This window comes from Rhodopirellula halodulae, from assembly GCF_020966775.1.
GTDB classification, from domain to species: domain Bacteria; phylum Planctomycetota; class Planctomycetia; order Pirellulales; family Pirellulaceae; genus Rhodopirellula; species Rhodopirellula halodulae.
In genome coordinates, this window is record NZ_JAJKFV010000016.1 from 50,365 (window position 1) to 73,020 (window position 22,656).

17 protein-coding genes and 1 pseudogene are annotated in these 22,656 nt (G+C 55.7%); 11 read left to right on the forward strand and 7 right to left on the reverse strand.

Going from position 1 to position 22,656, the window contains the following annotated elements; genetic code table 11:
* Nucleotides 1-157: 157 nt before the first annotated feature.
* On the reverse strand, nt 158-1,705 hold the full coding sequence (locus LOC70_RS12665) for a type II secretion system protein GspD (RefSeq protein WP_230253950.1): 1,548 nt from the start codon (nt 1,703-1,705) through the stop codon (nt 158-160).
* 711 nt (nt 1,706-2,416) lie between these two features.
* Nucleotides 2,417-2,899 (reverse strand): hypothetical protein, encoded by a 483-nt coding sequence (locus LOC70_RS12670; RefSeq protein ID WP_390889039.1) that lies wholly within the window; start codon nt 2,897-2,899, stop codon nt 2,417-2,419.
* Nucleotides 2,900-3,009: 110 nt separating this feature from the next.
* Here LOC70_RS12670 and LOC70_RS24290 point away from each other — a divergent pair, with 110 nt between their 5' ends.
* Entirely contained in the window at nt 3,010-3,132 is a 123-nt protein-coding gene (locus LOC70_RS24290; RefSeq protein WP_255716040.1) for a hypothetical protein, read from the forward strand.
* Nucleotides 3,133-3,338: 206 nt separating this feature from the next.
* Nucleotides 3,339-4,730, forward strand: a complete 1,392-nt coding sequence (locus LOC70_RS12675) for a L,D-transpeptidase family protein (RefSeq protein ID WP_230253952.1) — start codon at nt 3,339-3,341, stop codon at nt 4,728-4,730.
* Between the two features lie 117 nt (nt 4,731-4,847).
* Here LOC70_RS12675 and LOC70_RS12680 read toward each other — a convergent pair whose 3' ends face one another.
* Complete coding sequence (locus LOC70_RS12680; protein ID WP_230253953.1) at nt 4,848-5,852, reverse strand: helix-turn-helix domain-containing protein; 1,005 nt, start codon at nt 5,850-5,852, stop codon at nt 4,848-4,850.
* 355 nt (nt 5,853-6,207) lie between these two features.
* On the opposite strand from LOC70_RS12680, the gene LOC70_RS12685 reads away from it, so the two are divergent.
* The 5 genes from LOC70_RS12685 to LOC70_RS12705 all read left to right on the forward strand — a co-directional run bounded on the left by LOC70_RS12685 (nt 6,208) and on the right by LOC70_RS12705 (nt 11,268).
* The gene (locus LOC70_RS12685; RefSeq protein ID WP_230253954.1) at nt 6,208-7,230 is read left to right on the forward strand and encodes a sigma-70 family RNA polymerase sigma factor; all 1,023 of its coding nucleotides are present in this window, start codon (nt 6,208-6,210) and stop codon (nt 7,228-7,230) included.
* Nucleotides 7,231-7,311: 81 nt separating this feature from the next.
* Nucleotides 7,312-8,742: a TIGR01777 family oxidoreductase gene (locus LOC70_RS12690; RefSeq protein ID WP_230253964.1), complete on the forward strand. Its 1,431-nt coding sequence runs from the start codon at nt 7,312-7,314 to the stop codon at nt 8,740-8,742.
* The gene (locus tag LOC70_RS12695; protein ID WP_230253955.1) at nt 8,739-9,188 is read left to right on the forward strand and encodes a hypothetical protein; all 450 of its coding nucleotides are present in this window, start codon (nt 8,739-8,741) and stop codon (nt 9,186-9,188) included. Before LOC70_RS12690 ends, LOC70_RS12695 begins: the two co-directional genes overlap by 4 nt.
* A gap of 351 nt (nt 9,189-9,539) precedes the next feature.
* Nucleotides 9,540-10,586, forward strand: a complete 1,047-nt coding sequence (locus LOC70_RS12700) for a nucleoside hydrolase (protein WP_230253965.1) — start codon at nt 9,540-9,542, stop codon at nt 10,584-10,586.
* A gap of 148 nt (nt 10,587-10,734) precedes the next feature.
* Nucleotides 10,735-11,268 carry a zinc ribbon domain-containing protein gene (locus LOC70_RS12705; RefSeq protein ID WP_230253956.1) on the forward strand — a complete coding sequence of 178 codons (534 nt, stop codon included), beginning with the start codon at nt 10,735-10,737 and terminating at the stop codon, nt 11,266-11,268.
* 29 nt (nt 11,269-11,297) lie between these two features.
* Here the strand turns inward: LOC70_RS12705 and LOC70_RS12710 are convergent, their stop codons facing one another.
* Nucleotides 11,298-12,257: a deoxyhypusine synthase family protein gene (locus LOC70_RS12710; RefSeq protein ID WP_230253957.1), complete on the reverse strand. Its 960-nt coding sequence runs from the start codon at nt 12,255-12,257 to the stop codon at nt 11,298-11,300.
* Between the two features lie 311 nt (nt 12,258-12,568).
* Between LOC70_RS12710 and LOC70_RS12715 the strand changes: the two genes are divergently transcribed.
* Nucleotides 12,569-15,280, forward strand: a complete 2,712-nt coding sequence (locus LOC70_RS12715; protein WP_230253958.1) for an adenylate cyclase — start codon at nt 12,569-12,571, stop codon at nt 15,278-15,280.
* A gap of 256 nt (nt 15,281-15,536) precedes the next feature.
* Here LOC70_RS12715 and LOC70_RS24495 read toward each other — a convergent pair.
* Nucleotides 15,537-16,850 (reverse strand): annotated as a pseudogene (locus tag LOC70_RS24495) (O-antigen ligase family protein); the annotation flags it as partial.
* A gap of 163 nt (nt 16,851-17,013) precedes the next feature.
* Here LOC70_RS24495 and LOC70_RS12725 point away from each other — a divergent pair.
* A complete protein-coding gene (locus tag LOC70_RS12725) occupies nt 17,014-18,141 on the forward strand; it encodes a S49 family peptidase (RefSeq protein ID WP_230253966.1) in 1,128 nt (375 codons plus the stop codon).
* Between the two features lie 15 nt (nt 18,142-18,156).
* On the opposite strand, the gene LOC70_RS12730 is transcribed toward LOC70_RS12725, so the two are convergent.
* Nucleotides 18,157-19,107, reverse strand: coding sequence for a WecB/TagA/CpsF family glycosyltransferase (locus LOC70_RS12730; protein ID WP_230253959.1), 951 nt, complete (start codon nt 19,105-19,107; stop codon nt 18,157-18,159).
* A 156-nt stretch (nt 19,108-19,263) separates the two neighbouring features.
* On the opposite strand from LOC70_RS12730, the gene LOC70_RS12735 reads away from it, so the two are divergent.
* Nucleotides 19,264-20,538, forward strand: a complete 1,275-nt coding sequence (locus LOC70_RS12735) for a sulfatase (protein WP_230253960.1) — start codon at nt 19,264-19,266, stop codon at nt 20,536-20,538.
* Between the two features lie 3 nt (nt 20,539-20,541).
* Nucleotides 20,542-21,627 carry an alanine dehydrogenase gene (gene ald, locus LOC70_RS12740; protein WP_230253961.1) on the forward strand — a complete coding sequence of 362 codons (1,086 nt, stop codon included), beginning with the start codon at nt 20,542-20,544 and terminating at the stop codon, nt 21,625-21,627.
* A 50-nt stretch (nt 21,628-21,677) separates the two neighbouring features.
* Here the strand turns inward: ald and LOC70_RS12745 are convergent, their stop codons facing one another.
* Nucleotides 21,678-22,502, reverse strand: a complete 825-nt coding sequence (locus tag LOC70_RS12745; RefSeq protein WP_230253962.1) for a hypothetical protein — start codon at nt 22,500-22,502, stop codon at nt 21,678-21,680.
* Nucleotides 22,503-22,656: the final 154 nt, after the last annotated feature.

Sequence of the window (22,656 nt, forward strand, 5' to 3'; positions counted from 1 at the left end):
CAAGTGGGCACATGAATTGGAGAAGTTGAATTTGCTCACACAGGTTCATGTGCTACCGGCAGCAGATGAACATGATCGCGAGAAAGAATTCCACTCACCAAGACAGTAAGGGGCTGCAGAAGGTTTGCACTTAAAAACGTTGGATGACGACGCGAATTTATCCACCTGCGGTGATGATGGCCGTGTCGGTGGAACGCACGATGCGGGGCGAGATGAAGATCACCACTTCGGCATCACGAGTTTGCCGCTCGGTCGTTTGAAACAGCTTTCCAACGCCAGGCAAACGACTGAGCCCTGGGATACGGTTCACTCGGTCCACCGTTTCGCGTTGCACCAAACCTCCGATCACGATGGTCTTACCGTCTTTGACATTCACGGTCGTTGAAACACTGCGTCGATTGATGATTGGGTACTGATTGATGGACAACTGAGTCGTCGCGTTTCGCACGTCTTCACTGACTTCCGCTTTTTCGATCTCGATCGTGACTTCATCGCCGCGAATGTGAGGCGTGATGTCCAGCACGATTCCCGCATCCACTTTTTGGATGTCCTGTTGGAAGAACACCGAGTTGTTCCCGGTGGATCCAGGCGGTTGCACACTGAAAAACGTTTCGCGATTGATCGCGATGTTGGCTTGCTCGCCATCTTTGGCCATCACGTGCGGCGTCGCTCGAATGGTCAGATATCCTTTTTCTGAAAGCAGTTTGACAAACGCGGAAGTGCTGCCGAAGTCGGAAAAGATCGCATCAAGTCCGGCTTGTGACACCTCACCATTGAGTGCCAACCCAGAAGCACTCAAGGACAAACGTTTGACGCCTTCCATTTCCACCGCGTGTTGCCAATCCAATCCAAATTGGAAACCCGAATCGGGCGACACCACGCAAATGATGGCTTCCAAAACCACCTGCGGAATCGGTTGGTCAATGGTTTGGAACCGCTCGATGATGTCGTTGGCGATCGTGGGCGGCGCTTCGACAAGCATCGTTTTTGCTTGTTCAACCACGGTCACGTACTGCAACCAAGCCACAGGAACCGTTTCCAACAGCGTGTTCGGATCCATGTGAGCCGGTTGATAGCGGTGCTTCACTGAAACCAACGGAAACAACGGCGACGCGGGGTCAGGCGGCGCGACAATCAATTGACGTCCGCGGCGAGTGGACGCCAAGCCCAACGGCAACAAAACCTTTTCAACAGCTTCGTCGATTGTCAGGTCATTGATTTGCGCGTTCACAATCCCAGAGACGTTGTCATCCAAGACCAGATCCAATTCGGCATCGGCAGCCAACAATGTCAACACTTCGCGAACGTCGGTTTCAATGAACTCTTCTTGAATCAGAAATTCATCGTTCGGAGTGTCGTTCCATCCGCTGGCGTCTTGAACGAAGGCGGCTTGCTGGATGGGAATCAGGTCATCCCCACGCCGATCGGGCTGCCATTCGCTGTAACCGTCCACGGACCAATCGTTCTGGTATTTCGGGATCTCTTGATCCGTTCCGTACTGGAGGTCCATGTTGTCCTGTGGAATAACGAAGGACTCATCCACCAACACCGGCTCGCCTACGTTGCCGACCATGTCGGGGTCGCCGCCGCGTTCCGCATTGGAATGATCCAATGACTGTTGAATCAGTTCATCGATGCTGGTCCGATGGAAATCGGGTCGGTACACGCACCCTGACAGAAGAAAGGTCAGAAATATCCCCATCATCGACGCGTCTATGCAGACGCATCGTTCTCGTTGAAAGGTCGTGAGGGCAGACCGATGGGACAAAGCAGCAACTCAAGGGGCAAACGCGAAGGGGCAGTTTCGCTCGACACCATCCCGCTTTTCCTACGAAAACCGACTGGATCCGCGACATTCGCATGCTGAAAACGGCTTGCTGATGTGCAACGAGCCAGCTTTCCTGCAAACGAACAAGGATACGTGAAACGATGTCTAGGGTTGCTGTTAGCGGTTGTACACTAGTGTGCCAATCCCGATTCCTGCACCGCTTCGGTTTTTTAACGCTCCGTCGGGGGGAGACCGCAGGGCTTGCCAGCCGACGTCGATTCCGCAAGCGTTCTGATCGTCTCGGTGGCGTTCCGACATGCAGACGGCCCGTGATTGCTCACGGGCCGTCGCATGTTTGAGTGACCGTCGTTCAAGGACTCATTATTCGGTTGATAGGGCAAATCAATCGATGATGGGGCAAATCAAAGAGTCCTCGCACAAACAGGTGGGCAGCCCGTCCGGTCACTCAATTGTCTTCTTGTGGGAGTGTCATTGTGGGGCAGATTTTGTGACGGTGTTGATTGCAGGGCGTTGACGACCGGCGTGGATTGTCCATTGTCGCCGGAGTCAATGACCGGAAATCAACACTCGCCGCAGAAAGCGTTCGATCTGTCGAGATCGAACGAAACAAGTCTCAGTCTCGATCGATCACAGAGCGGTGATCGTACCGGTGACGATGGTTTCATACGTCCCTGCGGCGAAGGTGCCGAAGGTTCCCGTGATGAACTCCACCGACAAGTCCAACGTGGCGTTGGAGACGCCATCGCTGACCGCGGAGACGGTGGCGACGTTGACCGAATTGGCATAATCCGTTTGTGCCGTGGCTTGCGAAACAGTGAACGCGCCGGGACCGGTTTGACTGTTGATCGACAAACCAAGCTTTGCGTCGCGTTTGAACGTCGCGTCAGCGGTGTTCACGAATGGGCCATTGGTGGCAAAAGAAACACTCACACCGTTTTGGCTGTTTCCGATCACGGACCATGGTTGAGCCGTGAAGGCTTGGTTCGCGTCGGTCTCATCGTGCGTCAAAACCGCGTCTGATGGAGCGGTGACGCTCATGTTCACCGCAACGTTGGCGGTGAATTTTTGCGTGTCGGTGGTCGCTGCATCGACGGGAGCGACAACTCCCATGGCAACGGCGATAGCGGACAACAAAGCGATGGGGCGAAGGGCAAATTTCATTTTCTTACTCATCCAAGTTGGTTGAACAAAGGGGCAAATTCAAAGGAGCAAATCAAGAGATGAATCAACCGAATCGTGGCTCGAACATCCTTGGGCAGCTCACCGACATGGGATACAAGATCACCATGTTGGCCGGGTGGGCTTCGCACGAAACACGTCGTTCGGTCGACACGGAAACTTAAAACGCATTTCGCGTCCAACCGGTGAACTTGCAATTTTTCTCCTCGCATCTAGACGAAATTCTGTCCAAAAGTTCAGGCTAGAACCTGCTCAATGTTCACCTTCGATCAAATTGGGCTAGCGATGATCGCTCGGGCTTCACTATGGAAGAGAGAACCCTTCAAAACTACGCCTTTGGAAGCACGTACCCGGCAGGGGAGAGACCACCGTGCAGACACTTAAAACAGCCGCCATCGTCGTCTTGATGACTACCGTGCTCTATGGCGCATGGATTTCGATGACGACTCCTCCGGATGCCTTGCCTCCCGAGGTCGCTCGCGACTTGATTGTTGACGCTGATACGTTTGACATCAGCGATGGCATTCCTGATTCGCTCGACCCACTGGACCCCATCGCTGACCTGGGGATCGATGACGGAATGGCTTCATCGGACTTCGCTGGCAATCCGAACGCGACAACGGAAGCTTCGCAGTCCGGCTTTGAAGATTTGGACATGGCTCTCAACCAAAGTGGCGATGGTCTTGGCTCCGGCTCGTCATTTGACATGCCAAACACAGCCGATTTGAACGCGCCAAACGACACGCTTCCCATGGACTCCGTTGATCGATCCTTTGCTGATTTGCCAGCAAACGGTGCCGCATCCACCGAAGCGTCCAATTCGTTCTCGATGTCGGATCTAAACGAGGGGGAGGACGAACCCTCCGCCAGTCGTTTGCCAGAGGTCGAACCGGGGACCAGCACTCCAATTCAACTGGATCCGAATCAGGAATACGCTTCCACCGGAACTCAATACGAAAATCCTGATCCAAGCGTTGCGGTATCGGCTACGGAATCGATGGACGACGTGGTGGCAGATGCTTCACCCACCCCAACCGAATCCCAGGCCACCGATTCGCAAATCCAATCTGCTGGGCTGACGAACGCGATCGCCACCGCCGACCGCCAATATCACTCGGACCGTCGACGCGAGGCTTTGGCGACTCTCAGTCTGTTTTACGAAACGCCAAACTTGACCAGCGAACAGCGTCAGGAACTCTTGATTCGTTTGGATCCTTTGGCTCGCGAAGTCATTTACTCCGACGAGCACTTGATCGCCGAACCCCACCGCGTGGGTCCCAATGAAACGTTGATGGACATCGCCAAGCAGTACGAAGTGCCTTGGCAGTTGCTGGCAAACATCAATGAAGTGGAAGACCCGATCACCGTCCTGCCGGGAACCGATTTGAAAGTCGTCCGCGGACCGTTCCGAGCAGACGTCGATTTGAAAAACCAAGAACTGACGATGTTCTTGGGCGATTTGTATGCCGGCCGATTCAGTATCGCCGTGGGCAGCGACCCGTCACCGCGTCCCGGGTCCTACACCATCCAAGAAAAACAATCGGCCAAAACCTACTATGACATGTCGGGCACGCCGATTCCTCCTGGCAACCCACGCAATCCCTATGGCTCGATGTGGATCGATTTGGGATCGGGGTTGAGTATCCATGGCAGCCCTGAAGCGGAAAGCCCAACCAATCAGGGCTGCATCAGCGTTGCCGGCAACTACTCACGCGACGTGTTTGGCATCCTCTCCGAAGGATCCTCCGTCACGATTCGCTGATTGCGACGATCGCTTCATCGAAGCGATTCGTTTCAGATACCGTTGGTTCAACCCATCGGTCCAAAGAATCAGTCGCGGGCCGCATTCACTCGTCAGCCGTGACTGTTTCGCAGTCGATCAATTTGACCGACGATTCAAACGCATCATCGCGGCAAGCTCCACCAGGTTACGAAGCGAATCACAGTGAGCTGTGTAGCGAAGCCGCGGGCGCAGTTTGTCGGATAGAGCCCGCCCGCCGATCAGCAACGGAACGTCCTCGCCCAGCGATTCGGCGAATTGATTCTGAGCCGCCACGAACATGCCTGGCTCGCTGACCGACGACACGCTAAGCCAGACCATTTGCGGGTCATAATCGAGTGCCGCTTGGATGAAGCTTTCCATCGGCAGATCATTTCCCAAGCTGGTCGCATTCCACCCGACTTCGCGTAGCGCCAATTCCACCAACATCGTTGGCAACTGATATGGATCACCTTCGGGTGCACCACCAATTGCAACGGGAGCGGAGCCGCCGGGAGCCGGAATCTCACTGCGAAGCTCGTAAATCAGTCGCATGGCGATGTCGCATCCTCGACGCTCCTGATAGACGTCAAGCGTATTGCAATCCCAGGCTTCTCCGAATCCATGCATGGCATCGGTGATCAAAGCCTCGGCCGCTTCACTGCGAGTGGCACCCGAAGCGATCTTTTGTTGCATCAAATCGCGACAGAGTGATTCGTCACCTTCCGCAAGCGCGTGGCGAAAATTCTCGCTCAGCGGATCCGACGAACCTTCGATCCTGGTTTCTCGCTGGATTGCCAACGGCGGCAACCCCAACAACTCCGGCCGGATCAGACAACGATCACCGCCGGAAACGAATGCTTGCAACGAATCGAGCGTGATGCGTCGGTGTCCACCGGCGGTTTTGATCACTGGAATCGTACCGTTGTCGCACCATCGTTTGACCGAAGATTCGCTGACATTCATCGCCGCTGCGATCTGCTTCGGCGAAAACTGAGGCTGACGAGCTGCCACGGGACTAAAGCGATGAGAGGAAGGAAAGAAAAAAGCCAGCGGTTTGGCGAAAGCAGATGAACGTTTTAAACGCACCGCATGAACGTTTCCAGTGTAAACGGTCGACAACACTGGACGATTTCCGACCAGGCAAACTCCACCTCAGCAGGTGAAATTATTCACGCTAACCGATCACGTGCCGTTTTTTCCGGTCTTCTAATTCGGTCAAAAACAGCGGGAAAGTGCTTGTCTTCTAAATCGTCCGCCGATATACAAGAGAACGTCTTGAACGTTTTTTCACACCAAAACGTCCACCACGGAGTCAAAGACGGCACGGCGATTGCGGACACCGCGTTCCGAAGTCCATTGCGAAAGAGAGCATTCATAGCTCCCCGAGCCTTTTGGATTCATCAATCGTCGGCCCTCCCAGACTGACACTGATTCACGCTTCAGCCATTCAGTTTTGCCACCTCCTGAAGGTCATCCAATGCCCGCCTTGAAAGCTTCCTCCGTTCCAGCCCGCCGCCCCGCTTGGATCAACTGTTCGGAATTGGAACAGGCGATGGTCGAAATTCGACCAATGCTGACTGACCTGACGGACGCCGACGCAGCGACTCTGCGTACGCTCACTCGCAGACGATTGCGAGAAGAGGTCGACTTCATCTCCAACGAGCGATTCACCTCCGTTCGTGAAGGCAAGAAGATCTTTGGTGAAGAACTCGGACTGGCTCCCCGCGAAACGGCACTTGGAATCGCCACCGTTCGTCGTAGCGGCGCCGACCTCCCCATTCACCTGGGCCGTCTGTGCGAAGCCCCCCTGTTGAAGCCTCATCAGGAAAAGATGTTGTTCGAACGGATGAACTATCTGCTCCAACAAGCGGCCATGCACCGCAGCGTGCTCAACCCCGAACGCCCTTCACGCCATCGTCTGGAATTGATCGAATTGCTGATCGCTCTGGCCGATTGGCATCGCGACCGAATCGTGGAAGCCAACCTTCGATTGGTTTTCTCGATCGTGAAAAAGTTCGTGAACCCCAACAACACATTCGACGACTTGCTCAGCGATGGAATCGTCGCCTTGATGCGAGCGGTTGAGAAATTTGACTTCGATCGCGGATTCCGATTCAGCACCTACGCGACTCAAGTTGTTCGACGGAATTCCTACCGCACGGTGGTGCTGAAACAACAAGAGCGCCAAAAGGTGCAGGGGGGACTGCAGGACATGGACATTGACGTCAGTGAAGAAGATCGGTCATCAGCCATCAGCGAGAAACGTTGGCACGAGTTGCGTAGCCGGCTCAGCGTGATGTTGGGCGATTTGGATCGCCGCGAAAAATTCATCATTCGGGCCCGGTTCTCATTGGGACCGCACCGGAAAGTGCACACGCTGCAATCTTTGGCGGACCGCTTGGGCGTTTCCAAGGAACGTGTTCGTCAACTCGAACGTCGCGCGATGGACAAACTGCGAGCGATGGCCGGCGAAATTCCGTTGGCGGAATTGGAAGCGTGATCGGCCGTGTCCGTCATCTCCCCCGACCGATCCTCGCTGAACAATCCGTCGCAAGACGCATTACCTAGCGTCGCCGCAAAAATGGATTGCGAACCGGAGTCACCTTCCTGCTGCGGCAGCGATCTCTACATCGCACGGCAAGAACTCGCGGTCGATCAAACGACCGCCTTCGCATACCACGAGCGTCCAGGCTGTCTGAGTCGTTTGACGCCACCGTGGGAAAACGTCACCGTCGAACATTCCGATCAATCCATCGAAGTCGGCAGTCGTGTGACTCTGAAAACACGGATCGCGGGGATCCCGCTTCGTTGGAAAGCACGACATGTGTGGTACGATCCGCCCAATGGATTCGCGGACGTTCAAGACAGCGGCCCCTTTGCTCACTGGCATCACCAGCATCGTTTCGAATCGTTGGATCATGACCGCAGTTGCCTGGTTGATTCGATTGAATACCGTTTGCCCGCTGGATGGATCGGTCGAACGCTGGGCGGTGGCAAAGCCCGTCGGACGATCGAGGCCATGTTTGCTTACCGTCATCGCATCACGCGAGACGACCTACAACTGATCGCCGATTATCCCATGCAATCGAAAACTATTGCCGTATCGGGCGCCACCGGATTGGTCGGCGATGCACTTTGTTCCATGTTGACTTTGTTGGGGCACAAGGTGATGAAGATCACTCGTGACGAAACGGGTGATGCGGACGAGATCGCCGCCTGGGGCAAGCCAGAGGAAATCAAGAAGTTCGAGGGCGTCGATGCCGTCGTACATCTGGCCGGCAAACCGCTGGTCGGCAAACGCTGGACTCCAGAGATCAAAGAACAAATTCGCGAAAGTCGTGTCGAGAAGACTCGTGCACTTTGCGAAGGACTGGCCAAACTCGAAAACAAACCATCCGTTTTCGTTTGCGCCTCCGCGACCGGCATTTACGGTGACCGCGGGGAAGAAGTACTGGACGAAGACTCCGCGACCGGCGATTCGGATGACTTTCTGCCAAGCGTTGCCAAACAATGGGAGGACGCATGTTCGCCAGCGAAAGAAGCTGGTATCCGCACGGTCCACACGCGATTTGGAATCATTCTTTCGCCCGATGGCGGTGCCTTGGAGCAAATGTTGTTGCCCGCGAAAATGATGGGCGGCAAATTGGGTGATGGAAAACAATGGTGGTCGTGGATTGCTTTGGAAGACGCACTCGGTGCCATCGTTCACTGCATCGCAACGCCGCAGGTCCACGGTCCGGTCAATTTTGTCTCGCCCGAACCGATTCGCAACCGTGACTTCGCACGCACGTTGGGCCGTGTGCTTCATCGCCCCGCCATCTTCCCCGCGCCGAAATTCGCTTTGAGGTTGGCACTGGGTGAGATGGCTGACGATCTGTTGCTAGCCAGTTTTCGAGTGCTGCCCAAACAGTTGCAGCAGAGTGGCTATCAATTCCGTTTTGCCGAATTGGAGGACTGCTTGCGTTTCTACTTGGGCAAGCATCGCAAACCTTCGCAAGAAGTCCCCGCATGAACGCCAACGCATTGGTGCTGCTGAATGCGATGTCCACTTGGTATATGGTCGGTTTGATCTGGATGGTCCAAATCGTCCATTACAAAATGTTCGACCGCGTCGGCGAAGACGTCTTTGCCCGCTACGCAATGGATCACGCGAGATTGATCACCCCCATCGTCGCGATTCCGATGCTGATCGAACTGGCGACCGCCTTGGGACTCTTGTTCACGCGTCCCACCGCGATGCCGTGGGGATGGGCGGTGTTTGGTCTGGTGTTGGTGGGATTGATTTGGATCAGCACAGCGGTTTTGCAGGTGCCGGCTCACGAGAAACTTGCCAACGGTTTTCAAGCCGACGTTTACAGCACGTTGGTCTCCACCAACTGGATCCGCACCGTCTTGTGGAGCATCCGCGGATTGTTGATGGCTTGGGTCGTTTGGCAGCTCTTACCAACTCAACCTTAACCCAAGCGGCCAGGCTCCTTTGCTCCGGTCCTCACCCGTAGTGCAGCCTGCCAGCCAGCATTGCCCTGCCCCTCACCCGTATTGCAGGCTGCCAGCCCGCATTGCTTGCACCTTTTTCGTAGTGCAGGCTGCTAGCCTGCAAACACCCTCACAAACCGCGGCACGCCCCGCGCACGATCACCGGAATCTGCTGCATCTCCCCTCGCGATCCCTCCAAGCATTCTCGCGCCCAGTTCTCATCAGAACCGTGCCTGGGAAAATCAATTGAGCTAAGATGCGTGTTCGTCTCGGCCGCCGGTCGAAGACGGATCCATCCCCACCTCTCTTTCCCACCTGATGCCCACCATGAGAATGCGTCCAACGTTCCTTTGTTTCGCTCTTTCGCTGGCCGCCGTCGGCTCTTGCCTAACGTTCAGCCACAGCGCCCACGCGGACAAACCCGTTCAACTGATTTTCGACACGGACCTTGGCAACGATGTCGACGATGCCTTGGCGATGGGCTGCATCCACGCGCTGCAGTCACGCGGCGAATGTGAACTGCTGGCCGTCACGATCACCAAGGACCACGAGTTGGCCGCCGCATTCGCGGATGTGATCAATACCTTTTACGGCCGAGGCGAAATTCCCATCGGAGTTTGCCGCAGCGATGTAACCAACGGAAAAGGTCGCTTCAACGGCTTGGCGGAGATCCAAGACAACGGCAAGGACCGTTTTCCGCACGACCTGCGAAGCGGCAAAGACGCCCCCGATGCCGTCAACCTGCTGCGACGAACCTTGGCCTCCGCGGAAGACAACAGTGTTGTGATTGCTCAAGTCGGTTTTTCGACCAACCTTGCCAATTTGCTGGACGCTCCCGCCGATGACATCAGCCCGATGACCGGTCGTGAATTGGTCGAGAAAAAGGTTCAAAAACTCAGTGTCATGGCCGGTGCATTCACGCAAATCAAAAATGACAAAGGCCAGTTGTACGACCACAAGGAATACAACGTCATCAAGGACATCCCTGCCGCACAAAAGCTGGCGAAGGAATGGCCCACGCCGATTTTGTGGAGTGGTTACGAAATTGGCATCGCGCTCCGCTATCCGCACGAGAGCATCGAACAGGACTACGGCTACGTCGAACATCATCCATTGGCCGAAGCCTACATCGCTTACATGCCGCCGCCCCACGATCGTCCCACTTGGGATTTGACTTGTGTGCTGCAGTTGGTGCGTCCCGATCGCGACTACTTTGGATTGACTCCCGTGGGCACCGTGACCGTCGCCGACGATGGATTGACCACATTTGAAGAAGATCCTTCTGGACGCGATCAGTACTTCACACTCAACGAATTGCAAATCGCGAGAACCGTGGAAGCCTTGCAGTTGTTGTCCAGCGAGCCTCCTCACCAACAATGATGAGATTGTGTTTTGACAAGTGAGGTTTCCGTCATCAACGTACGCTTGGTACGGATAGTCAGCGTCACGTGAGCTTTTCTATCACGATAGGCTCCGTGACCATTTTCTCCATTGAGCCCCAGCGCGTATTCGTATTGAACGGAACTTCATGAAACCGAGTTTAATCTCGCTTCGTTGTGATCACTGCGGGGCTCCTATCGACGTGAAGCCCAAAGCCAAGTTTGTGACCTGCGGTTATTGCCGGGCCAGCTTGGCAATTCACCATACCGGATCGTCTTATTCGACCGAAACGATCGAGGAGCTTCGCGAAACCACCGAAGCTCTCGTCAAAGACGTCCAGCAGATCAAACGCAGCACCGAACTCAATCGGCTCGACGACGAATGGGAACGTGAGCGGTTGCGTTTACTAGGAACGAACAAACACGGACGACAAATCACCTCGCCACCGAACACCGTGGTATCGACGATTGTCTTTGCGGGAGTGATCCTCTTCGCGATCTTTTGGACGATCATGGCGTCGATGATGTTTGCACCGATGGCATTCTTCGGCTTGATCTTCATCGTCTTCGCCATCGTGGGCATGATCAGCACTCACAACGCAAAAGGCAAATACGACGCGGCCCATCGGCGATACCAACGCGAGCGAACCAGTCTGATTCGCGAAATTCAGGGCGACAACTAGCTCGCTCGCGGTCCGTCGCTCCGGCGTGACTACCACCCCAACACGTGGGCGAAGACCAACGGTACACAAATCGATGCATCGCTTTGGATCATGAACTTGGGCGATTCCGCGTCGATCTTGTACCAAGTGATCTTTTCGTTCGGCACGGCGCCGCTGTATCCGCCGTAGCTGGTCGTGGCATCGCTGATCTGGCAAAAGTAACGCCACAGCGGGATGTCGCGTTTCAGGTCTTGGATCAACATGGGAACAACGCAGATCGGAAAGTCCCCCGCGATTCCGCCACCAATTTGGAAGAACCCAATCGGGTCTTTCATCGTGTCCTCGTACCAATGAGCCAACTGCTCCATTTGCTTGGTACCGGACGCATAGCCACCGTGGCCGGGAACGCTGCCATCAATCACGTGAGCCGTGTAGATATTGCCCAGGGTGCTGTCTTCGAACCCCGGCGTGAAAACTGGGATGCCCGCGTCCTTGGCTGCCGCGACCCAGCTATTTTCGCGAGGGATTTGGTAGTGCTGGACCAGCCCCTCGTCGTCCAGCAATTCAAACATGTATTCGACAGGCATCCGAGCCGCATTCTCTTTCGCGGCCTTTTCCCACATCGGCACCAAGCGGTCTTCGAGGTGACGCATGACGGTTTCGGGAATGCAGGTGTCGGTCACACGATTGAAACCTTGGTCGCGCAACTTCACCTCGTCTTCCGCCGACAAAGCTCGCCAGTTTTCTACGATCTCGTACTCGTCGTGAGCCACCAGGTTGAAGATGTCTTCCTCCAAGTTCGCCGCGGTGCAAGTGATCGCGTGAACCTTTCCTTGGCGGATCATCTCAGCCAAAGACAGTCCCAGCTCACCGGTGCTCATCGCCCCCGCGAGTGTCACCATCATCTTGCCGCCGCCATTGATGAACTCTCCATAGGCTTTGGCAGAGGCCAGCAACTCACGGGCGTTGAAGTGACGAAAGTGGGTTTCCAGAAAGTCCGTGACATTCATGAAGATTTGCTACCTAAAGAGGGTGACCAACGGAGGGAACAACGAGGCGCCTGAGACCGGCCGCAGAAGCGAATTGGTGACTGGCGATCGAGAAAGCAGCGTTTTTCGGAAAAACGTAGTGCGACGGGCCGCCCTCGATGGCGGCGAATCTTACCGTTCCAAGGAGGCTATGTCGCGATGCCATCAATAGCCTTTTTCCGGCCATTTTTTCATCGAAAGATGCGTTGCCAACGTTCCGAGAAGCAACCAAGGTAGACGATAAATTTGAAAGTAAGCCGAAACATTTTGAAGCCCGAGTGGTTGGATTCACTATGAACAAGCTCAACCCACAACAGCTCTCGCTGAACTCTCCGCGACGTCGCTGGATACGGACATCCGCAACTGTGTTGATTCTCGGCATGCTCATGGGGCTTGCTTGGAAACCACGCTTGCTTTCGGAAACGTATCTGCGAGACGCCTCGCACGTCTTGATAAACGATGAGAACCTGTTGCCGATCGGCGAAGCGGCTTCGCAAGAGGTACTCGATCAGTCACAAAGTCAAAAGGCCGCCTCACCACGGCACCTTTGGTACGTCGGCGGCTTCCCGCTGGACGCCTACCAAACCAAGTTCTCATTGAACGAAGGCCGCGACGGTTTGGAAACGTGGGGTGTCTTTGGCACCGCAATGTGGATCGACGCTTGGTTCTGCTGCGGCATCCTGGCGTTGGCGGGCATCGCGGCTTTTTTCTACGAACCCGGCTGCAAACCATGGCGATTGCTTTGGACGCCAACGGGTTCCACGAACCGTCGCTATCAAGTCAGTTTGGTCGGCTTGACGATCGTTGGATTGCTGGCAACGGTTTGGCATTTTCACAGCACCCAATCGCGACTTCGGTTTCTGCGTCAACAAGGTTTGACGACGCTGACGTGCTCGACCAAACACCCAATGATCGCGCGGTTGCCGCTGAAGTATCGCGGTCCTTGGACCCACGCATCGCGAGTGCAATGCACGCCGCGAACGAACTTCAACGAACTGAATTGGAATCACTACCCATCGCTCGAATTTGTTTCGCTCTACGGAAATCTGAGTGCGAACCAACTGACGGCGATGGAAGATCTGTCGTGGATGACGACACTTCGTTGGTACGGCATCCCACGAATTGAATCGAGCAACCAACTGCTGCAGGAGCTGCCTGATCTGCGTTGCGTCTCGTTGTCGTTCCATTTGCCAGAGGAACGACTCCAGTCAGATCAGCCCACGCAACTTCGTGTTGACTCACAGCGTTTGCTTTCTTCGCTTGCCGTCCGGAAGATCCCACGGGCCGCAATCAATACAGAGGAACTTCTGTCGCCATCGTTGCTGACGTTGGACATCCAAACCACCGGCCCCAGCCCAAAGCAATGGGTGTTTGAAGAAGCTCCCAGTTTGCAATCGCTGACCCTGCGTCACGAACGCGAACGCCGAAGCTTGACTCCCGAAATCATCGACCTGACCGTCCGAGTGATGCCGTCGCTGACCACGTTGTCGCTGGACGCGGGCATCCCGATGAAACTCAGTCTGATGGAATTGCCACGCTTGGTTCATTTGCAGGGGATCGATTCGCACTCCATGCGGTTCACCCGGGGTGACAGTGACAACGCGTACACGCTATGGGCTTCCGAGCTTCACCTGTCGAACCTGTCATCAATGTCTCACCTGGAAGTTTCGGGCGAGAACTTTGAAAACTGGACCGTGAAGGACTGCCCACGACTCTACGAAGTCGTCGTGCGTCGTCCGCGAACGGGCATGATGATGTTCCGTCGTCAGGCGTCTCGATTTGGTGAACCTCGCGAGGTATTCGGCAGCGAGATGTGGGCGTCAATCATGGGGCCTCGACACAGCCAAATTCCATCGGTTCCCAAGAACCTGATCGCATGGGCGTCTTCGTTCCCATATTTGCAATCACTCAATCTGTCGGGATTGAACTTGCGGCAATGCGACTTGGATCACCTGCACAAGAACGCCTTTTTGAAATCGCTGACGCTGGATTACTGCCAGTTCGACTCGTCGCAACTGCGCAGCCTTCGTGGCGTGAAATCGATTCGAGAGTTATCGGTCAGCGGCAGCGAAGTGGATCAATCCATCGTTCCTGAATTGCTCTCCATGCACAACGAATGGGAAGCCTTGGAACTGCCGTGGGAAACGTTCGACGACATTCGCATCGCGGATCAGCCGAAATTGAAGCGAGCTTTCTTGACTCGTACGTTGCGTGCAAAGACCGTCGAACTGGAAAATTTGGACTCGTTCGTCAGCCGGATCAGAATCGCTGCGGGTGCAGAACGCATTCGATTGGTGAACTTGCCATGCTTGAGCGAGGTTTCCATTCGTCGCCCCCGAACGTCTGATCTCGTTGTTCAGAACGTTCCCAACTTGCTTTCCTTCACGTTGGAACGAGGCGTCTTGTCGGCGGAAACGTTGAAAAGTTTGACTCAGTCGCGACAGCTTCACTCGTTGATCTTGCCCGGAACGCAAATTCCAGAAGACCTGGCCTCCAATTTCCCGAATTGGCCCGGTCTGCAAGAGATCAACGCCATCGCGACCCCCATTCGCGACCAAGATTTGGCTCATCTGCCAAGTTTGAAAAGTCTTCGCCGCGTGCGGCTGGACAACACACAATTGACAGCAAAAGGCTTGACACACTTGGGACGCTGCGATCGGTTGCAGAGTCTTTCGCTGGTCGGTTTGGATCTCTCCAGTTCGGCGTTTGAGCCATTGCTTGGATTGTCTTGGTTGATGGAATTGTCCGTGAACGATTCCATTGTGCTGCCACAAGAACTCGACAGCGTTCGCATGGCACCGGAAGACTGGGCCACCGGCGAAAGAAATCCTCAATTGGCCAACAGTTGGCCACCGGGGTTCACACGCTCGCTTGACGCTGCCCGGGAATTCTTCCGTCGCGGACCGGCTCGCGGTGCTCGCCGGAACTGGGTTGCCAACGAAGAAACGGATTCCAACGAACGTGGCCCGTCGCGACCAAAGCGTCCGACGATTGATGCAACGTGACCAACACGCCAGCAATGGCGAACAGGTACATGTGCACCATCTCAATGATGCCGACTTCGTGAAACAGACCGTTGCAGACGTAGCCGCTGAGGATTCCCAGCATCAGGATCCCAACCGTACGGCGATGGTCTTGCTCACCGCGCTCGAGCCAATTGGCTCGCAACTGTGAGGTTGATGCATCGGCGTGCCGGACGGATGCCATTTGCCACGCCAGGCAAAACAACACCGTCAGCAACAACATGTGCAAACAGAATCCGGTGAGCCCCAGGTCGACCAGCACGGATAGAAAGACGTTGTGCTGCATGTAGGGGCGAGCGTTCTCCAGCGGAACACCGTGACGACGAATCGCGTGATAAGGTTCCGCCGCATCGAAGTAGTGACCGTAGCCGTGCCCACCCAAGGGCCGGTCCAGGAACATCTCATAGGCGACCAAGGCCAACAACGGCCGCAGCTCGACACTCTTGGCCGCATCCGCGGCGCTGAGTGCCTTGTCGCGTTTCATGCTCATGATTTGGTCTTTCAAACCCAACGCCATAGCACCGCTGAACACGATCACACCCGCCAACGCGACCAAGCGAACGCGACGAGGAACATAGATCAATCCAATCCCCCCCACCGCGGCGATCGCTCCTAACCATACGCTTCGCGTGAGCGTGGAATAGCAACCGGTCAACATCAACAATGACAAAGCCGCGTAGAACGCTTTGCCGTGACGTCCGCTTTCCAAAAAACGACTGCAGCAAGCCGCCAATGCCAGCGTCAACAAGATTCCGTTGCCGGCTGGATTGAGCAGCGGCCCGCGACCTCGGCCGTAAAACTCCCAGACCTCGGGATCATTGATGAAACGCGGAAACACCAACGCTCGCACGTCTAGCATTTCCATCACGCCGGTGAAGGCGAGGTAGGCGCCCAGCGTGATGATCGCGGTCACCATCGCGTGGATGTCCGCGGGGCGAAACGTTGCCGTCCGCATCACGACGTACAGACTGGACGGAATCGCCATGTAGAACAACCAGCGAGCAATCGGTGGTTGAGCCTCGCCGAACATGCCGAAACGCAAACAGCTCAGCAGACCAATGCCAACGAACCCAAGCAAAATCCCATCGGTTCGGGTGATGCGAGGCAACTTTGCCTCACCGCTCAGAATTCGGAACGCGGCGACTCCGATCACGGCCGCCCACAGCAAACGGTCCAAGCTGATCTGAATGAATCCGCTGATGGCAAAGAAGGCGGGACCGAACACGGTTCCCAGCAGCAACACGGCCATCACCAACGACCAAGTTCGGGCGCGGCGAAGAACAGGAATCGACCAAGGAATGATCGCGAGCAACGACAAAAGAAGCAGCAATGTCATATCGAAACGTAGCTCACCGGCCGATCGTTTCGTTTTCCCGTCCAATCCAACCCCACAAACGCTGCTATCGCGGAGGGCAACTTTACCGATTGCAACGATTGTTCCACCTGCAACCGTTGCAACGAAGTTCGGCGTTGCATTCATTCTTCCATCGGAAACGTTCGATGGGGTGATACAGGCCGCGCCAAAAACGAGGGCAGGATCCAACCGAACCATTCCATCTGGTACATGTTTGGATCTTCGCCCACGAGTCTTCCCACTTCAACGTTGATCGATGCTGCAATTACCTCGATGCATCCAATCGAAATCGACTGACGCGAAAACCGTTCATGCAACTCGGTTTTCGCGAGCGGCTGTTGGTGGGTGCTTGTCCGTGCTGATGCTGCTGTGGATCGGTGGATGTTCTCATCCGGTCCGTGCCTTGGTGGGCGGCAACATGCGGATCGATGGTGACATGGGCGTTGATGGTGACATTCGAATGAATGGGACCATGACAACGATTAGCAAAACCGACAACACCGCCTCACCACTACGCGCCGTTCAACTCAACCCCTCCAGCATTTCGTCATCTCAAAGAATCGCAATTGTCGACGTGGATGGCCTTCTGGTGGATCGCAATTTCAGCGGCTTCGGATCGATGGGCGAAAACCCCGTCGCCTTGTTCCGTGAAAAGATGAGCTACATCGAAGCGGATCCATCCATCGCGGCGGTTGTGCTTCGGATCAATTCCCCCGGTGGTGGCGTGACCGCATCGGACATGCTGGCACATCAATTGAACCAACTGCGAACCCGTCGTGGAATTCCGGTGGTGGCTTGTCTAATGACGACCGGAACGGGTGGGGCTTACTACTTGGCCACCCATTCCGACCTGATTGTCGCTCACCCAACGTCCGTCGTGGGTGGCATTGGTGTCATCCTGAACAATTACAACATGGAAGACACGCTGGGCCAGTTCAACATCGTGTCACTACCCATCAAATCGGGCACTAAGATCGACCTGGGATCACCCGAGCGGATGATGCAGCGAGACGAACGTGATTTGCTTCAATCGATGGCGACGGAATTTCACCAGCGTTTCATCGATCAAGTCCAGCAGTCTCGCGGTGAGAAGCTGACCATCGTGCCGCCTGCGAGCAACGACGGAGACGACTCAGACGAAGAAAACGCCCCGGAAGACGAGTCATCGAAACCGGCGTTTGCAGTTCCGTTTGATGGACGAGTCTTCTCGGGCTTGAAAGCCAAGGACATGGGCTTGGTGGATCACACGGGCTATCTCGACGATGCCGTGCGGTTGGCGGCCAATTTGGCCGGCATGGCGGACACGCCGAGCTTGGTTCTCCTTCGGCGGGACAACGACCGAGCGATGTCAGAATTCGACGTGACGCCAAACACTCCGATGACATCGTTGTTGCCGATACAGATCCCTGGTTTGGATCGCAGTTCGATGCCGACTTTCTTGTACCTTTGGCAACCAGACCCGAGCATCGTGACCGCCGTTGGCAATTGACCCGAAAAGTCGTGCCTAGGACTGCATGTCCATTCCCCAGCGTTTGACTTGGTTTTTCCAGTCGGTCATCAGAGCCGAGCACAGATAGCCAATGTTCGAAGCATATCGCGGCACCAAACGGCGTGGATCGCTCATCATGCGATACGCCCATTCCATTCCAACGCTTTGAAACAGCTTGGGAGCCCGTTTCGCGGTTCCGGCCAAGAAGTCAAACGATGCGCCCAGTTGAATGCTGACGGGAACGCCAATTTTGGCTGCGTGCTCGGCAATCCATTTTTCGCCCTTGGGTTGGCCAAACGCGACGAATAGCAAATCGGTCTTCGAATCGCGAATTCGGGCGTACTGTTCGGCTTGCTCCGCTTCGCTCAACGTTCGATAGGGCGGCGATTCGCAACCGGCGATCTGCAATCCTGGATACATCGCCTTCAGGCGTGCCGAAGCTTTTTCAGCGACACCGGGTTCACCGCCCAGGAAATAGACGCGGTAACCACGCAGCGAAGCTCGGCTGCACAGGTGCACAATCAGTTCGCTTCCGGCGACTCGTTCGGGCAGCGGACGATCGGTGAATTTGCTGCGGGCCACGATTGGGTGACCATCGGCCAACACCATTGCCGCTCGCTGCGTGATCGGACGCAGTTCCGGCATTTTGTGATGCAGCATGCAGTAGTTCAGATTGGCTGTGATCACGTACTGGGGTGCACGGGCGGCGATCATCTCATCAATCGCGTCGACGGATTGCCACATGTCCAATCGATCAAAGGGAATGTCCCAAACATCGACCGTGTCACGCACCCCCGGTGGCAACGTCGAAACGTTCGCAGTGGAGTTGGGCGAGTGCGGATCCATCGACGATTGCGATCGACGATCAACGCCCGGCTGCGTTTCCAACCGCGAGCTTGGTGGGACGACGGGAACCGATTGGGGAGTCGTGGAGGAATAGGAATCGACCGAGGGAACCGAGCTCATGGTGGAACGTCAAACGTGGAAGGCGAAATAATCGATTCAATCGCGACAATCGCTTCCCGTGATGTTGAAAGCGACCGCCTCGCGATAGACTGCACGCTGAACACTAGGTCACGTTTTGGTGCTTCCCCGTCTGAAATCTGAGTTCCATCGCCACGCATGCTGATCTTCACACTCGAAGGATTTACACCCGCCGCGATCTCGGCTTACGGATCGTCTTGGAACCGAACACCGACGCTGGATCGCATCGCTGCCCACGGCGTCACTTGGAATCGCGTGATCACCCCTGTGACCGATCCACTTGAGCAATGGGATCGATGGGCCAGCCAACTCGGCGAAGCGGCGCGAGAAATCGTGGTCATCACCGATGACGAACGATTGCTGCAACGTGATTCGGCGGCGGTGTTTGAAGAGATCGTGCTGGTTGAAAGCGAAGATGAAAGCTTCGGCGATGACTCAGACGACGACTCACCGCGGACCATTGAAATCGAAGACACCACACTCGGTCGCCTCACCGCGGTGGCGGCGGATCGCCTGAACCAAGACCAGTCCGTTTGGCTACACAGTCGCTTTTTGACCCGTCACTGGGATGCGCCGCGGGAACTCAGCGACGATTTTGAATCGCACGAAGCCTTTGACGAGGAACCGTACGACGAATCGGAGGACGCGGATGAGTTTGGAGAGGTGAGTCAATCGTCGGGCACCGACGCTGATGCAGACGCCGATCCGCTGGATGAGACGAGTCCAAACGACCTCGCAGAAGTGCCTTGGATCATCAGCGACACGGAGCCTCCCGATCGGATCCTCGCTGCCAACGAAGATCCCGATTGGATCACCACTTGGATGCGCACTTACGCGTGTCAAATCAAATTGGTCGACGCGATGATGGACGTGCTGCTGTCGCTGACTGCGGATGACACGCCTCTGCTGATCAGCGGCACGAGCGGGTTTGCTCTTGGACAAAATGGTGGCATCGGCCATCGCACGGGCCCTTTGCGCAGTTGTCATCTGCAGGTGCCGCTCATCTGTTCCGGCGGGACCGGACTACGCCGCCGCTTGCTGACTTCCGCCGACGATTTCGCAAAACTGGTCAACCAACGTCAATTGCATGTTGACGATCCATTGGTACCGATCGAGACATTTCTGGAAAGCAGCCCTCCGCGGCAGCAGTCCTTGGAGACGCCTACCGACGAGGCGGAAAACGTTTCTCACGTCGTGATTCATCGCGATGCATCCCCGGTAGCCGTGATGACGCATGAATGGTTTTACATTCGATCCGAAGACGGCCCTCTCATGCCGGACGCGGATGACCGAGGCCATTTGTTTTTAAAGCCAGACGACATCGACGATTTCAACAATGTCATTCGGCTGCAACGTCACGAAGCGGATCGTCTGCACCAATTCCTTTTAAGCGATTCCAATCCAGCGGAGTGAAGCATGATTGTTGGCGTCCCATCTGAAATCAAAACGGACGAATACCGCGTTGGCATGCTGCCCGTCGGCGTGGCTGAACTAACCGCAGCGGGCCACCGCGTTCTGGTCCAAGCCGGGGCGGGGCTGGGTTCGGGACTGCCCGATCACGACTACTTGCGAGCCGGCGCGGAATTGGTCGCATCGGCCGAAGACGTGTATTCGCAAGCCGAGTTGGTCGTCAAAGTCAAAGAACCGCAACCGTCCGAGTACGGGCTGATCCGCTCTGGGCAAATCGTGTTCACGTACTTTCACTTCGCCGCCAGCGATTCTCTGACCGAAGCGATGTTGGAAAGCGGAGCCATGTGTTTGGCATACGAAACACTTCGCGACGCTTCCGGGCATCTACCGCTGCTCACGCCGATGAGCGAAGTCGCGGGGCGAATGAGCATTCAAGAGGGAGCGAAATTTCTCGAGAAGCCTCAGATGGGTCGCGGCATTTTGCTGGGTGGCGTCCCCGGCGTTGCCCCCGCCCACATCACGATCCTCGGCGGAGGCATCGTTGGTGCCAACGCTGCCAAAATCGCGGCGGGCTTCCAAGCCGATGTGGCGATCTTGGACGTCAATTTGGATCGTCTTCGCTACCTGGACGATGTCATGCCCGCCAACGTCAACACTTTGTACAGCGATCGACACAACATTCTGGAGCAACTCGAACGAGCCGATTTGGTGATTGGGTCGGTGCTGATCCCGGGTGCTCGTGCTCCAAAGTTGGTGCAGGCCGAAGACCTACGGATCATGAAACCGGGTGCGGTGGTCATCGACGTGGCGGTTGATCAAGGCGGGTGCATCGAAACCAGTCGCCCCACCACGCACAGCGAGCCCACGTACATCATTGACGAAGTTGTTCACTACTGCGTCGCCAACATGCCAGGTGCCGTTGGTCGAACCAGCACCTTCGCTCTTTGCAACGCGACCATGCGTTGGATCTCGAAAGTCGCTGCGTTGGGTTTGAGCGGCGTGTTGAACGAAACTAGCCCGCTGCAATCGGCCATCAACATCCACGAGGGCAAGATTCTGCACGAGGCCGTTTCATCGGCCTATCAAAAGTGATCTGAACGTCGTCATCAGAACGGGCGAAGCAGGGCAACAGTTGCGGGACGTTACGAAGCGTCCTGGGATTCGCCGTCCGCCGATTCATTGGAATCTTCTGAATCGCGCGCGTTCTTGTCCATTAACGTGACCGGGTTTTCGACGTCTTCGAACAGCTCAATCCGCTCCAACGTTTCATAGTCATAATCGTCGTAGCGGACTCGCAAACGCGTACTGCCTTCTTCGCCACGGACTCGCAAGACGTACTCCGGATCATCTGCTCCTGTGTACTCGTCGGTTAAATCCCAATCGGTGAAAACGTATTCGATTTTTCCCGTCAATTCGAGCACGCGTTCATCGTCTTGAACGGCATCGTAGGCGGCCATGCTAAGGCTGTCTTCAAACGGGACAGCTCTCGCCTCCAATTCCACGCGAGTTTCCAGATCGGTTTCATCTGGTATCAACTCCACGCGATCAAACCGACGGTCCTCTTTGCCGCTGATCGTCGCACGGACCAAGACGTCTCCGTCACTGCCGTAAACGCGGTAGTAATAGTTGTCGGTGTAGTACGTGTCGCTCTCGTTGTATTCACCCGCGAATGAGACGGATTCGATCTCACCGATCTCATCGCGAATTCGTTCGTTGTCTTCCAACGCGTATTCCAAGGCGGCGGGTGTTTCGTAGTCGTCCGCCATGTAATCCATGTTGACGCTGTTGATCTCGTTGGCCAAACGCTCGATCGCGTAGTAGCCCAGCCCCAACACCCCGCCACACATCAGCAGCAACGTCAGCGAAACGATCCCCACAATGATCACGGTGTTCTTGCTGGATCCGCCTCCGCCTCGAGGAGCGTTGGGAACCGGTTGGCTGTACGGCGAGTGCGGAGCGTTGGACATGAAAGACACTGCGGTGGCAGGAGAGATTCAGTGACGAGCGAGCCGAGTATAAAATCGAGTAGGGTGAGCCAGCGGAGCGACCGCTGACTCAGCCCTCTCACAGAACCGTACGTACGGGTCCGTATACGGCTCCTGTCTTACCTGCCTAAGTTGC

Coding starts and splice junctions, on each gene's coding strand:
- LOC70_RS12665 (WP_230253950.1), bottom strand. CDS start 1,705: ATGATGGGGATATTTCTGACCTTTCTTCTGTCAGGGTGCGTGTACCGA.
- LOC70_RS12670 (WP_390889039.1), bottom strand. CDS start 2,899: ATGGGAGTTGTCGCTCCCGTCGATGCAGCGACCACCGACACGCAAAAA.
- LOC70_RS24290 (WP_255716040.1), top strand. CDS start 3,010: ATGAATCAACCGAATCGTGGCTCGAACATCCTTGGGCAGCTCACCGAC.
- LOC70_RS12685 (WP_230253954.1), top strand. CDS start 6,208: ATGCCCGCCTTGAAAGCTTCCTCCGTTCCAGCCCGCCGCCCCGCTTGG.
- LOC70_RS12690 (WP_230253964.1), top strand. CDS start 7,312: ATGGATTGCGAACCGGAGTCACCTTCCTGCTGCGGCAGCGATCTCTAC.
- LOC70_RS12695 (WP_230253955.1), top strand. CDS start 8,739: ATGAACGCCAACGCATTGGTGCTGCTGAATGCGATGTCCACTTGGTAT.
- LOC70_RS12700 (WP_230253965.1), top strand. CDS start 9,540: ATGCGTCCAACGTTCCTTTGTTTCGCTCTTTCGCTGGCCGCCGTCGGC.
- LOC70_RS12705 (WP_230253956.1), top strand. CDS start 10,735: ATGAAACCGAGTTTAATCTCGCTTCGTTGTGATCACTGCGGGGCTCCT.
- LOC70_RS12710 (WP_230253957.1), bottom strand. CDS start 12,257: ATGAATGTCACGGACTTTCTGGAAACCCACTTTCGTCACTTCAACGCC.
- LOC70_RS12715 (WP_230253958.1), top strand. CDS start 12,569: ATGAACAAGCTCAACCCACAACAGCTCTCGCTGAACTCTCCGCGACGT.
- LOC70_RS12725 (WP_230253966.1), top strand. CDS start 17,014: ATGCTGCTGTGGATCGGTGGATGTTCTCATCCGGTCCGTGCCTTGGTG.
- LOC70_RS12730 (WP_230253959.1), bottom strand. CDS start 19,107: ATGAGCTCGGTTCCCTCGGTCGATTCCTATTCCTCCACGACTCCCCAA.
- LOC70_RS12735 (WP_230253960.1), top strand. CDS start 19,264: ATGCTGATCTTCACACTCGAAGGATTTACACCCGCCGCGATCTCGGCT.
- ald (WP_230253961.1), top strand. CDS start 20,542: ATGATTGTTGGCGTCCCATCTGAAATCAAAACGGACGAATACCGCGTT.
- LOC70_RS12745 (WP_230253962.1), bottom strand. CDS start 22,502: ATGTCCAACGCTCCGCACTCGCCGTACAGCCAACCGGTTCCCAACGCT.